The sequence below is a fragment of the Pseudomonas sp. LB3P93 genome (genome assembly GCF_054898025.1).
This window is the reverse complement of record NZ_CM142713.1, coordinates 4,936,221-4,947,033: the sequence shown is the minus strand read 5'-3', so window position 1 is coordinate 4,947,033 and position 10,813 is coordinate 4,936,221. Positions and strand designations below refer to the sequence as shown.

Genomic DNA, 10,813 nt, shown 5'->3' with positions numbered 1-10,813 from the left:
CAGTTCTTTGCAGTACTCTTGGCCCTGGCGTTTCCCCGGCAGAGGGAAATCCGATTGCTAAACCTTGCGTGTAAACCATCGTTCACCGGTCGTTAACGACCTTTTGTGAGGTTTATATGCGCATCACTTCCGAGCTTATCTGCCAGGCCGCCGACCAACTCAAAGGCTTCGTCGGCCTCAATCGCAAGACCGGCCACTACATCGTGCGTTTCAGCGAAGACTCGTTTGGTATGGACGTGGCTGATGACGGGATTATTCCTACGAGTGAATTTGTTTGGGCGCCGGGGCCGGCGCAGGCCATGACGCTCAAGCGTGAGCTGATTCAGTTGCTGCTGGACCAGAATATTGATGACCGGATTAATGTGACCGAGCCGTTGCGGGTGTACATGAATCGGCGGGAAGTGCCGGAGATTTCGGCGGTGCGGAGTCTTGTGCAGGGCTGAGGTTTTTGCAGTGTTTGTGCTGGTCTCATCGCTAGCAGGCTAGCTCCCACATTGGTGTTGTGTACGACATATATCCCCTGTGGGAGCTAGCCTGCTAGCGATGGCGGCCAAAAGAACGCTGAATCATTTGACTGCCTTGAACGCATACGCCCGTTCAACTTTGCACACCCGCGTATGACACGCCGAATACCAGGTCGACCGCCCACGCTCGCGAATCTCACGGTGCTCAGGATGATGCTTCCACGCCAATATCGCCGCCTCGCTGGCCCAGTAACTCACCTTAATCCCCAGCCCATCCTCGCCCCGAGCGGATTCCACACCCAGAAACCCCGGTTGCTCACGGGCCAGTTCCACCATGCGCTCGGCGGCCTCGGCGTAACCATGATCGCCGTCGGTGCGCAGCGAAGTAAAAATCACCGCGAAGTAAGGCGCCGATGGCGTATCGGTAATCATGATTTTTGCCTTTTGCAGGCCTCGATCAAGGCGCGAACCAGCGGCGGGAGCGTGCCTTTGAGCGCGGCGCGTTCAGGCTGGAACAGGGTGGCGACGAAAAACGGATGACCTTTGAGCTCCACCGCCCGCAAGTCCCCGGTTGAATCATGTCCAACGGCGCACAGCTGTTGCGTCAATAACTCACGTTCGAACTCCGGATTCACGCCATAGCGGCAGCGATATCCCTCGACGATCTCAGCGCTTTCGTACGCCTTGGCGATCAACGAGCCTTCAACCAGGTGAATGCTGTCCGTGGCTTCCACCAGTGAACAGGCCAACGGCGTGAGTAACGCACGCGTTGCGTCGGGATGGGTTTCGCCGTGTTCGGCGTCTTCCCAAGCCAACACGTTTCTCGCGAACTCAAGCACGGCGTGTTGAAACCCGCCGCAGGTGCCGAGGAACGGTCGCTGTTGTTCACGAGCAAAACGAATCGCCCGTAATGCGCCGTCCATGTCGCGGTAAGGGCTGGCGGGCACGCACCAGAAACCGTCGAAGTTTTGTAAAGGAGTGGCGACGTTTATGTGATCGGTGGCCAGCCACTGAAGTTGCACGTCCAGCTTCAGCTGTTTGGCAGCCATACCGAGGGCCACGGGAATGGCTTGGTGGGCGGTGACCTGTGGATCGTAATCACCGATCAGGGCAATGCGGATTGCGGTGGTTTCCATGAGTGATCTCGACGCTTGTTGATTCCTGGCACCCACTATAGATTGGCGTTCACGCATTCAATATTGGCGTTATCCCAAGTGATCAATGCAGCGACGCACTATCGGCTCGACTATCCAGACCTGGCGCTGATTCTCGCCTTGGTGCGCGGCGGCTCTCTGGCCCGGGCCTCGGCGTTGTTGAAGGTCGACGTCTCGACGGTGTTTCGCGCCGTTCGCCGACTCGAAGCCGCGCTGGGCCAGCAACTGTTCGAAAAGAGCCGCGCCGGATACCTGACAACCACGCTTGCGCAAACCCTCGCCGAGCAAGCTGAACGAGCGGAACAGGCGCTGGAAGCGGCGCGCATCGGCGTGGAGCAGGGCGGTGAAGTTGTGAGCGGCACGGTGCGGTTGACCTGTACCGATTCTGTTCTGCAAGGGTTGCTGCTGCCGGCACTGGCGCAGTTCATGCCGTCCTACCCGGCACTGACCCTCGAGCTGAGCACCTCAAACGACTTCGCCAACCTCAGCCGCCGCGATGCCGACATCGCCTTGCGCCTCACCCGCACGCCGCCCGAACACTTGGTCGGTCGATGTCTGGCGGATATTTCCTATCGGGTCTGTGCCAGCGCGGCGTACTTGAAATCGGTCGATCCTGAAGACCTGGCCTCACTGACCTGGATCGCGCCGGATGACTTTCTTCCCGACCATCCCACCGTTGCCTGGCGGCGCCAGCAATTGCCCGGCGTGACGCCCGGTTATCGCTGCAACAGTATGTTGTCGGTGACCGAGTTGGTGAGGGCCGGGCTGGGCGTCGCGGCGTTGCCGGACTTCTTGATCGGTGACGAACTGCAACCGTTGACCGGCCCGTTGCACGGCTACGACACCGCGCTCTGGTTGCTCACCCGTCCGGACTGTCGAGCGTTGCGCTCGGTGGTGACGTTGTTCGATGAGCTGGGGCGGGCGCTTCGATTGCCGTGACCGGGCGCTAAACCTTTGGCTGATCCTTGAGCACGAAATGCTGATGCATTTCCGAGGTCAGGTTTTCGATGCGTTCGGTCAGGGTCTTGGTCAATTCCGTCAGCCGGGTGTTCTGCTCGAGCAAGGTCATCAGCTGCGCGGTGTTCTGCGCCGCTTGTGCCTGACGTTCGCTGTTGGCGACTGCGAGGGATTCCCGGTGCAGGGCGTCGGCGTCGGACTGGGCTTTGTCCCGCGCTGCCTGACGGGTTTGGGCCAACAGAATCAGCGGGGCGGCGTAAGCCGATTGCAGGCTGAAGGCCAGGTTGAGCAGGATGAACGGATAGACGTCGAAGTGGGTCACGCCAAAAATGTTGAGACACACCCAGAGCACCACAATCAGCGTCTGGGCACCCAGAAAGGTCGGCGTGCCGAAGAACCGCGCAAAGGCCTCGGCGCGCAGGGCAAACTTGTCGTTGCCGAACGTCGGCGCCAGGTGAGCGTGAGCGCGGTGAAAACGCAGGTGATCGACGGGAGCGGCGGGGGCGGTTTCGTTGGTGTTGGTGGTCATGATGCTCTCTGCAGGGCGCTGGGACTGAGGCTCACTATAGCCCCAGCGCCAGTTTCATTCTGAAACACATTGCAGCGATGTATTCAGCGCGACCCATGACCGGTCAATCGGCCGACATTGTCATTTGTTGCAGCTCGATTCAGCGCTGATAACAGGCCAGAAACATGTCCAGTGCCGACTCCACCACGGTGCTCTGCATCTCGTCTGACAGCGCCGGGAGCCCCATGGAAATCTGCGGCCAGAACGCAAAGGATTTGAGCATTCCCTGAATCTGCTGTGCGGCAAATTCAGGGTCGACCGGTTTCAATCGACCGTCCGCCTGGGCTGCGCGGATCCACACGGTCAGGCCTTCTTCACGCTCACCCATTCGGGCAACCATGTTTTGCGCGCGCTCGGGAGAATGAATGGTGGCGGCGATCGCCACCCGCGCCAGGTCGAGAAAATTGTCATCGCCCAGCATCTGCAATTTCGCCTTCAACATCAGGCGCATTTGATCGCGCAGCGGCAGGTCAGGGCGGTAGGACGTGTCCTGCTCTGCGGTCACCCGCGCCCACAGTTGATTGAGGATTTCGGCGAACAATTCTTCCTTGCTGGGGAAGTGGTTGTACACCGTGCGCTTCGACACGCCAGCAGTGGCAGCGATCTTGTCCATGCTGGTGATGTCGAAACCGTTGGCACGGAATTCGGCGATCGCCGCCTGAATGATGGCTTCGCGTTTACGGTCAGTGAGGCGCTGTGGAGCTGTCATAAGTACGCTTCGGCAGGAAGATAAAGAGAATTACACTCGGCAGTTTACTTGTGATCGGGTTTGATGCAACCTAGAAACTACACTGTGCAGTGTAATGTTTTGTTAATCCTGCGCAGCGAAAAATAGAATCTCCGGCTGATGCGTGCGTGCTTTGGCCATTAATCGTCCCACCGTGAAGAACCGCTCAGTGCAGTTTTTCTGGAGTTACTCAGTCATGGCCAACTCAATTTCCCCTGCGGACAACGCCTCCACGCCTGAAGCCTCCCGTCAGGCAGAAGGGCTTTTCCGAAATCATGCGCCCGTGCAACGTGAAGGTTTTCGGAAAATGGTGCGCATCATGTGGAGCATGATCTTCCACAAACCGCGCAACACCCGCCCGACAGCGCCCGTCCCGGTACAAACCCTGACTCAGGCAGCGCTGATCGCTGCACCCAACCACAGCGTCTATCGCCTCGGCCACTCCACCGTACTGCTGAAACTGCGGGACAAATTCTGGATCACCGACCCGGTCTTCGCCGAACGCGCTTCGCCGGTGCAGTGGGCCGGTCCCAAGCGTTTTCACCAGTCGCCAATCAGCCTCGAAGAACTGCCGCCGATTGAAGCGGTGATCCTGTCGCACGACCACTACGACCACCTCGATTATCAAGCCGTGCTCAAACTGGCGGACAAGGCCAAGTACTTCCTGACGCCGCTGGGCGTGGGCGACACCCTGATCAAGTGGGGCGTCGATGCCAGCAAAGTGCGCCAACTGGATTGGTGGCAGGGCACGGAAGTCGACGGCATGCAGTTTATCGCCACACCGTCGCAGCACTTCTCCGGCCGTGGCCTGTTCGATGGCAACAGCACGCTCTGGGCCTCGTGGGTGATGATCGACGGCGACACGCGCATCTTCTTCAGCGGCGACAGCGGTTATTTCGATGGCTTCAAACGCATCGGCGAACAGTACGGCCCGTTCGACCTGACCCTCATGGAAACCGGTGCCTACAACGTCGAGTGGCCTCACGTTCACATGCAGCCTGAGGAAACCCTGCAAGCGCACATCGACCTCAAAGGGCGCTGGTTATTGCCGATTCACAACGGCACCTTTGATTTGTCGATGCACGCCTGGTTCGAGCCCTTCGATCGGATCCTCGCATTGGCCTGGGAGCGCAATGTGTCGATCACCACACCGCAAATGGGTGAGGCGTTCAACGTCATGTACCCACAGCGCGGAAATACCTGGTGGTCCGGACTGGAAAACGAAAACGCTCAGGTCGCCACTCAGAACGCTTGATCCTCTGCCGTCGGGCCGCTCGCCATGGAGCGGCCCGCGATTTTCGCCACGGTTAGATCGCAAACATTCCCGTCGAGAATTTCATCCAGTTCCCCCGCTGTCAGCCCAAGCCTTTGCGCCGCTTCCGCCTTACCCAACTGACCGGTATCGAGGAGCATCCCGATCTTCATGAGGTATTCGGCTTTGGCCCTCATCTCCCTCGCATCGGCACCCGAAGACGGATTGCCGCGCCTGTCGCATTCATCGATTCCATTCATCCGCTGACCCCTCACTCAACCATCGCATAGTCCGCCCGACCCACCGGATCAGGCGTCGATCCTTTAATGTTCATCCCTCGACCCGGCGCAAATCCCGGGAAGAACACCAACCCCTCCGATTCAAACCGATACGCCAACGCCAGGCGGGTGACATCCAGTACATCGCGCTCGTCCTCAAAACGCAGAATGGCGTCCACGGAGACCCCGGATTCCTCCGAGAGCTCTTCCACACTCCATCCCAGCATCGCTCGGGCCTGGGCGCAGTGGGCCGGGGTGAATTGGAAAAGGGCGATACGTTCCAGGGTGATTTTCATCGCAAGAGAGGCCATGGTGTTCTCCGGGCTCGAGAGTGCTAATCCAAAAAGTACTGTTGTTTTGTACAGTTGTTTTGCGCCCGGATCAAACTCATTTTTTGATTTTTGCTATGTCGCCCCCTCCATCCAGACGGACGGTGCCTGCCCCAATACGCGGCGAAACATGGTCGAGAATGCCGCCGGGCTCTCATAGCCGAAATCCAGCGCAATACGCGTCACCGGCGTACCCGCCGCCAACCGGGCCAGAGCCAGCACCACGCAGGCCCGCTGGCGCCATTGGCTGAAACTCAGGCCAGTCTGCTGACTGAACAGCCGATTAAACGTACGCAGGCTGATGTGCAATTGATCAGCCCATTGCTGTGGCGATTGATGCGCGTCGGGCCGCTGCAAAAAGCCTTGGCACAACCCCAGCAACCGCACATCGACCGGTAAAGGAATGTGCAACGGCAAATGAGCACTGCGCGCCAGTTCATGCAGCAGCAAGTCGATCAGCGCGCCATCGCGCCCGGCCTCGTCATACGCCAGCGGGACCTCCACCGCCTCCATCAACAAGTGCCGCATCAACGGCGACACACTGATCACCTGACAACGAGCCCCCAGATCGACCCTCCCGGGTTCGATGTACAAACTGCGCGTGCTCACCCCCAGCATCAGAACCTCATGTGCCACCCCCGCCGGAATCCACACCGCCCGTTGTGGCGGCACCACCCAATTGCCGTCGTGCGTACTGACCTGCATCACCCCCGTGGCGCCGTACAGGAGTTGTGCCCGCCGATGTGTATGACGGGGCAACACATGGCCGTGGGAATAATCCGTACCGATCGCCACCACCGAGCGCGGGGTGTCATCCAGCAGATTGATCGAAATGTTGCGCATTGAGCGGCTTCCAGCAGTTGGCGTAAACGCGAACATTATTGGCTGAGTTGCTGAAGCAGGCCAAGGCGCATCGCTCTATTGTCGGCGGCTCTCAATCAATGGACGACGTGTGATGTTTTATCTTTTGCTGGGGTTCTTTGGGTGCACGACTGGCGTTACTGCGGTGTTGTTTGGCTTTGGAGGCGGGTTTGTTGTGGTGCCATTGCTTTATCGCATGCTCATGGCCAGCCATGGTGCCGATGACCCTGTTGGCCAGTCGGCGATGCACATTGCTGTGGCGACTTCGACGTGTGTGATGATCGTTAACGCATTGGTCGCCACGGGAAAACATCACCGCGCCGGTAATCTCATTCGCCATTACCTGTGGCCGTTGGGTGGGTTCATCGGATTGGGCGCAATCGTCGGAGCAGCCGCCGCGATGTGGGTGAGTGGAGAGGTGATTCGTTATGCCTTCATCGCGTACCTGGGCGTGACCAATGTGGATTGCCTGTTCCGACGTGGTTTTCTGACAGCGTCCGACACCGCAATCCCACGGCGATTGGGTAGGGCAGAAGTGTCTTGTGGTGGCGTAGGAATCGGCGCGATCGCGACGTTTCTCGGCGTGGGCGGCAGCGTCATGACCGTGCCGTTGTTACGACGTTGTGGGTTGAGCATGTCTCAGGCAACGTCGATGGCAAATCCGCTAAGCCTGCCCGTGGCATTGGCCGGGACGGCGACGCACATGGCGATGGCGGGGTTCACCGGGTTTGATCTGGGGTCGTGGTTTATCGGCTACGTGGATCTGCTGGCGTTTGCGGCTTTGACGATGGGATCGTTGGTGGGGATTCGGTTGGCCACGCCTTGGATCGGTCGGATTCCGGACCGAATGCATGCGCGGGTGTATGTAGGTTTGCTAGTTTTGGTGATGCTGAGTATGTGTGCCAACTAGGGTTGGAATCAGCAGGCCAATTCTCAAGAAAATGCCCTTCGCATTGTTCAAGATTTCACGCAGGAGAATGTAATGTCGATCCTCGAAAGCGACTGGAAGAAATTCAAGGAACTGCGCAAAATCGCGCTAGACCGATTTTGCCAAGGTGTTCTTGCCGATGCGAAAGCCATTACCCAGCACGGGGCGCTGTCTGCTCACGCTCGGTACGGAATGCTTTACGGCTTGATCCACAATCGGAACAAGGACATGGCCCTCGTTTTTGACCGATACAGCCAATCCCGTTCAAGTGCTTTCACCGCTTTGAGGTTGTTTGTCATGCATGACTTGCTGACCGACGCAGAGTTATCAGTTCTGAGCGAAGAGGCGCTGGATTACATCTCGGATGTTGTTCGCCAGCCTTATGAACTTGAATGGGTCGACGAAATTGTGCGACAGGACTGACACCCGTACAGACGAATTAAAGGACCAAGGATGTTGATCTTCAATTGCACCGAAGCTGCCAGCAGTTTTTTCAGTCGGGTCCACAAGGGCAAGAAAATCTCACCTGTGGAGAAACCGCCATCGCCCGTTATCGAGGACGATGAGCCGGTTGACTCCGCCGAACAGTGGCTGGTCCACGCCATCACCGTCCAACGCAAGCACGTGTTGTTCGTCATCCATGTGCAAACCCGTTATTGCATGATTTTCGCGGACGCGAAAAAAGCGGATATCGAAGGATTTGTTCACCGTTTTGCCGAGCGTTGGATAAACGGCTTGATGCGCCATGCGGGGCAGCACGACATCCTTCGCTGGATCGATGACGAGCCGATGATGGAGCGTTTCCTGGAGAGTTGCGGTGAGTACGTGTTTTACAAACGCGGTCATCGCGGTGCGCAAAAGCACATCAATGAAATCGCATGGGTATTTGAGGACTGCGCCGCCGAATGGGGCTCTTTACCCTCAGACGAATTCTCGGCTGGCCGCTTCGATGGCGATATGAATAAGTACCTCAGAGGTGGTAAAGGGCATAAGGATTACTTCTACCCGGAAGAAGAAATGATGGCTCACTGGTTACGCCGTTACGGCGGCCTCGATGAGCCGAGTATTCACGCAGCCCGTGAGCGACGTATGGAAGTGAAGCGGGAGATATGGGCGCTCGAAACGCAGTTGGCTCAAGAAGCGCCATGAGCCGTCGCGATATCGTCGTAGTCCGGCCAACTAACCTTGCAATCCCGGCGCCTCACGAATAACAAAGTGATCCAGGTTCTCAATATTCGCACTGAACACCCCGAACGTCTGCTCGGGGTTTTTCTTGCTCGGCACCTGCTTCAACTCCGGCGTCACGCCATAAAAGAAGCAATACAACTGCGCCTCACTGTCGACGGCATGCTTGATCTCTTCCAGAAACGCTTTGCGCTTGCGGTAGTTCTCGACCAACTTCTTGCTCAGGTAAACGTTGACTGAATACGGCTTCTTCTTCGCCTCGTCCGCCTGCTTGAACCAGACCTTCTGTTCGAAATCGATCCGAAAGCTCTGAGTGTAATCCTTGATCTCCTTGATCTTGCCCCAGTAAATCAGCCCCTTGTTGTCCGTCAGGTATTCGATCTTCTTGAAGAACGACCCGTAAGGCGCCGTGTGCTCGCCAATCTTCAGCGGCATGCGCTTGAGCAGGTCCTTGTCCTCGAAGTTCGACACAAAACACTCCACCGGGTGGGCGAAGACACTGGTCTTGTCCGGCGCCGTTTCGCGGGTCGGGTGCTCTGTGTTGCTAGCCGTAGAGGTTGGCTTCGGATCGTCCCGCACAACATCCAATGTCACCGCAGGGTTCGACGGCTTACGCACATACTCACGCCGAGTCAGCAACAACTCCGACGGAAAATGCTCCTCACGACTGTCATCCGTTTCTGCACCGTCCGCGTCCACACCGGACGCCGACGCCTTGAGACTGACATAAGGACAATCCGCCACATGCCGGGTGCTGGGCGTGTTCTTGAAGTGCGGGGTGCGAACGTAATTCACGTTCTTGGCGTTGAACGTCGTCAACACATTCGCTGCATCGAAGGCCGCTCTGCATGCGTCATTGGGACATTGGAAGTGTTCTTTGGCGGAATCGAACTCCATGGTCTCGTCGAAATTGAGATCGCGCACGTCATAGATCGACAGCTTGTCGTCGAGACTGAGGCAGTAGGCGAGGTCGAATTTCATGGCGGGCTCGGGTCCTTGAGGGGGGAAGGGTATTAATAGCGGGAGGCGGGGCGGGTTGCACTCACTGTTTTCAACACCCCGCAAAATCTGCGGCAACACACCAAACCTGTGGGAGCGAGCCTGCTCGCGAGTTTCGGCAGCAACTCGGCCGATCTATCGAGCGCTAACTCTGCAGCAACGCAACACACTGTGGCGAGGAAGCTTGCTTCCGCTGGGCTGCGCAGCAGACCCAAATCGGTAAACGCGGTGCATCAGGCAGATCGAGTTGTTTGCATGGCGACTGCTTCGCAGCCGAACGGGAGCAAGCTCCTTCGTCACGAATTGCATTCAGCTCGATTACTCACGTCTCAGCCGTGCGACGTTGTCATAAAGCCAAGCAGTAAACTCATCCCTATCGCTTGAGTAGTGACAACGTCTATGACAATTAGGGCATAACACCACGGCGTTCTTCGGACGATCCGAGCCTTTCTTGGCCAAATGCTTAACATGATGGACTTCAAGGTAAGGCAATCCGTCAGAACGCAGAAAAGGAGCTTTTTGCTTGCATCCTTCGCAGCGGCCTTCGGATTGTTTCAATATCCAATCGGAAATCTTCTTCGCCCGTGCATACCTAATCGTTGCGGTGCTGATCTGTGTGGGATTCAGAATTCCTTCCGGTACGTCGTCAGCATGGGGTGGGGCAGCCACTAACAGCCGATAAGTAACCTGCTGGTTCGCTGGCTCGGGTGTAAGACGGAAGCGGTCGATATTTTTCTCGGCAAGTATTTTTCGAACCCGGCTGCTGATTCCGCTGCCGACGTTCTTTGCAGGTACATAGCCAACAATGTATCTCAGACCCATTTGCGCCATTACGGCCGAAATGTTTTGCATGCGGTACTCAACCGATGAAGCACTGCGCTTGCTCAACGGTCCTTCGCGCAAAAGACGATTCTCGTCAGCCTTTTTTATCGGTTGATTGCTCAATTCGAGACTCAGCATCTTTAGGTAAGCATCAACCGAAGCCTCTAGCTCTCGGTCATCCCAGCCAGTTCTTTCTTTTGGAGTGTCCATACAGTCGCCGAGGGTTGAAAACCCTCGGACGATACTGAGTGGCCATTACGACGTCTACGAAAATTCCTACAAACAATAG

The 10,813-nt window shown here is 57.3% G+C and carries 15 protein-coding genes; 6 read left to right on the top strand and 9 right to left on the bottom strand.

What is annotated here, in order from left to right:
- Positions 1-116 precede the first annotated feature (116 nt).
- Positions 117-443, top strand: coding sequence for a DUF2025 family protein (locus tag ACYZT8_RS22480; RefSeq protein WP_461976028.1), 327 nt, complete (start codon positions 117-119; stop codon positions 441-443).
- A gap of 123 nt (positions 444-566) precedes the next feature.
- Here the strand turns inward: ACYZT8_RS22480 and ACYZT8_RS22475 are convergent, their stop codons facing one another.
- The gene (locus tag ACYZT8_RS22475) at positions 567-896 is read right to left on the bottom strand and encodes an antibiotic biosynthesis monooxygenase family protein (RefSeq protein WP_461976026.1); all 330 of its coding nucleotides are present in this window, start codon (positions 894-896) and stop codon (positions 567-569) included.
- Positions 893-1,600, bottom strand: a complete 708-nt coding sequence (locus ACYZT8_RS22470; RefSeq protein ID WP_461976024.1) for a CTP synthase C-terminal region-related (seleno)protein — start codon at positions 1,598-1,600, stop codon at positions 893-895. The genes ACYZT8_RS22475 and ACYZT8_RS22470 overlap by 4 nt, the downstream gene beginning before the upstream one ends.
- A gap of 15 nt (positions 1,601-1,615) precedes the next feature.
- Here ACYZT8_RS22470 and ACYZT8_RS22465 point away from each other — a divergent pair, with 15 nt between their 5' ends.
- Positions 1,616-2,557: a LysR family transcriptional regulator gene (locus ACYZT8_RS22465; protein WP_461976022.1), complete on the top strand. Its 942-nt coding sequence runs from the start codon at positions 1,616-1,618 to the stop codon at positions 2,555-2,557.
- A gap of 7 nt (positions 2,558-2,564) precedes the next feature.
- Here the strand turns inward: ACYZT8_RS22465 and ACYZT8_RS22460 are convergent, their stop codons facing one another.
- Both ACYZT8_RS22460 and ACYZT8_RS22455 read right to left on the bottom strand, forming a co-directional pair.
- Entirely contained in the window at positions 2,565-3,104 is a 540-nt protein-coding gene (locus ACYZT8_RS22460) for a DUF1003 domain-containing protein (protein WP_461976020.1), read from the bottom strand.
- A 139-nt stretch (positions 3,105-3,243) separates the two neighbouring features.
- Positions 3,244-3,852 carry a TetR/AcrR family transcriptional regulator gene (locus ACYZT8_RS22455; protein ID WP_461976018.1) on the bottom strand — a complete coding sequence of 203 codons (609 nt, stop codon included), beginning with the start codon at positions 3,850-3,852 and terminating at the stop codon, positions 3,244-3,246.
- Positions 3,853-4,066: 214 nt separating this feature from the next.
- On the opposite strand from ACYZT8_RS22455, the gene ACYZT8_RS22450 reads away from it, so the two are divergent.
- Positions 4,067-5,125 (top strand): MBL fold metallo-hydrolase, encoded by a 1,059-nt coding sequence (locus ACYZT8_RS22450; protein ID WP_461976016.1) that lies wholly within the window; start codon positions 4,067-4,069, stop codon positions 5,123-5,125.
- On the opposite strand, the gene ACYZT8_RS22445 is transcribed toward ACYZT8_RS22450, so the two are convergent.
- The 3 genes from ACYZT8_RS22445 to ACYZT8_RS22435 form a co-directional block, all read right to left on the bottom strand.
- Positions 5,113-5,382: an XRE family transcriptional regulator gene (locus ACYZT8_RS22445; RefSeq protein ID WP_461976014.1), complete on the bottom strand. Its 270-nt coding sequence runs from the start codon at positions 5,380-5,382 to the stop codon at positions 5,113-5,115. The genes ACYZT8_RS22450 and ACYZT8_RS22445 overlap by 13 nt on opposite strands.
- An 11-nt stretch (positions 5,383-5,393) precedes the next feature.
- Positions 5,394-5,711, bottom strand: coding sequence for a helix-turn-helix domain-containing protein (locus ACYZT8_RS22440; protein WP_131059705.1), 318 nt, complete (start codon positions 5,709-5,711; stop codon positions 5,394-5,396).
- Between the two features lie 93 nt (positions 5,712-5,804).
- On the bottom strand, positions 5,805-6,572 hold the full coding sequence (locus tag ACYZT8_RS22435; RefSeq protein ID WP_461976011.1) for an AraC family transcriptional regulator: 768 nt from the start codon (positions 6,570-6,572) through the stop codon (positions 5,805-5,807).
- 112 nt (positions 6,573-6,684) lie between these two features.
- On the opposite strand from ACYZT8_RS22435, the gene ACYZT8_RS22430 reads away from it, so the two are divergent.
- The 3 genes from ACYZT8_RS22430 (at position 6,685) to ACYZT8_RS22420 (ending at position 8,667) form a co-directional block, all read left to right on the top strand.
- Positions 6,685-7,500 carry a sulfite exporter TauE/SafE family protein gene (locus tag ACYZT8_RS22430; RefSeq protein WP_461976009.1) on the top strand — a complete coding sequence of 272 codons (816 nt, stop codon included), beginning with the start codon at positions 6,685-6,687 and terminating at the stop codon, positions 7,498-7,500.
- 72 nt (positions 7,501-7,572) lie between these two features.
- The gene (locus tag ACYZT8_RS22425; protein WP_461976007.1) at positions 7,573-7,941 is read left to right on the top strand and encodes a hypothetical protein; all 369 of its coding nucleotides are present in this window, start codon (positions 7,573-7,575) and stop codon (positions 7,939-7,941) included.
- Positions 7,942-7,971: 30 nt separating this feature from the next.
- Positions 7,972-8,667, top strand: a complete 696-nt coding sequence (locus tag ACYZT8_RS22420) for a DUF6933 domain-containing protein (RefSeq protein ID WP_461976005.1) — start codon at positions 7,972-7,974, stop codon at positions 8,665-8,667.
- A 30-nt stretch (positions 8,668-8,697) separates the two neighbouring features.
- Here the strand turns inward: ACYZT8_RS22420 and ACYZT8_RS22415 are convergent, their stop codons facing one another.
- Together ACYZT8_RS22415 and ACYZT8_RS22410 are read right to left on the bottom strand one after the other, a co-directional pair.
- The gene (locus ACYZT8_RS22415; protein ID WP_461976003.1) at positions 8,698-9,684 is read right to left on the bottom strand and encodes a hypothetical protein; all 987 of its coding nucleotides are present in this window, start codon (positions 9,682-9,684) and stop codon (positions 8,698-8,700) included.
- A gap of 336 nt (positions 9,685-10,020) precedes the next feature.
- Positions 10,021-10,734: an HNH endonuclease gene (locus ACYZT8_RS22410; RefSeq protein WP_461976001.1), complete on the bottom strand. Its 714-nt coding sequence runs from the start codon at positions 10,732-10,734 to the stop codon at positions 10,021-10,023.
- Positions 10,735-10,813: the final 79 nt, after the last annotated feature.

Excerpts from the sequence above, each read along its gene's own strand:
- ACYZT8_RS22420 (WP_461976005.1), top strand. The coding sequence starts at position 7,972 with ATGTTGATCTTCAATTGCACCGAAGCTGCCAGCAGTTTTTTCAGTCGG.
- ACYZT8_RS22475 (WP_461976026.1), bottom strand. The coding sequence starts at position 896 with ATGATTACCGATACGCCATCGGCGCCTTACTTCGCGGTGATTTTTACT.
- ACYZT8_RS22445 (WP_461976014.1), bottom strand. The coding sequence starts at position 5,382 with ATGAATGGAATCGATGAATGCGACAGGCGCGGCAATCCGTCTTCGGGT.
- ACYZT8_RS22480 (WP_461976028.1), top strand. The coding sequence starts at position 117 with ATGCGCATCACTTCCGAGCTTATCTGCCAGGCCGCCGACCAACTCAAA.
- ACYZT8_RS22455 (WP_461976018.1), bottom strand. The coding sequence starts at position 3,852 with ATGACAGCTCCACAGCGCCTCACTGACCGTAAACGCGAAGCCATCATT.
- ACYZT8_RS22430 (WP_461976009.1), top strand. The coding sequence starts at position 6,685 with ATGTTTTATCTTTTGCTGGGGTTCTTTGGGTGCACGACTGGCGTTACT.
- ACYZT8_RS22415 (WP_461976003.1), bottom strand. The coding sequence starts at position 9,684 with ATGAAATTCGACCTCGCCTACTGCCTCAGTCTCGACGACAAGCTGTCG.
- ACYZT8_RS22410 (WP_461976001.1), bottom strand. The coding sequence starts at position 10,734 with ATGGACACTCCAAAAGAAAGAACTGGCTGGGATGACCGAGAGCTAGAG.
- ACYZT8_RS22460 (WP_461976020.1), bottom strand. The coding sequence starts at position 3,104 with ATGACCACCAACACCAACGAAACCGCCCCCGCCGCTCCCGTCGATCAC.
- ACYZT8_RS22470 (WP_461976024.1), bottom strand. The coding sequence starts at position 1,600 with ATGGAAACCACCGCAATCCGCATTGCCCTGATCGGTGATTACGATCCA.
- ACYZT8_RS22440 (WP_131059705.1), bottom strand. The coding sequence starts at position 5,711 with ATGGCCTCTCTTGCGATGAAAATCACCCTGGAACGTATCGCCCTTTTC.
- ACYZT8_RS22425 (WP_461976007.1), top strand. The coding sequence starts at position 7,573 with ATGTCGATCCTCGAAAGCGACTGGAAGAAATTCAAGGAACTGCGCAAA.
- ACYZT8_RS22435 (WP_461976011.1), bottom strand. The coding sequence starts at position 6,572 with ATGCGCAACATTTCGATCAATCTGCTGGATGACACCCCGCGCTCGGTG.
- ACYZT8_RS22450 (WP_461976016.1), top strand. The coding sequence starts at position 4,067 with ATGGCCAACTCAATTTCCCCTGCGGACAACGCCTCCACGCCTGAAGCC.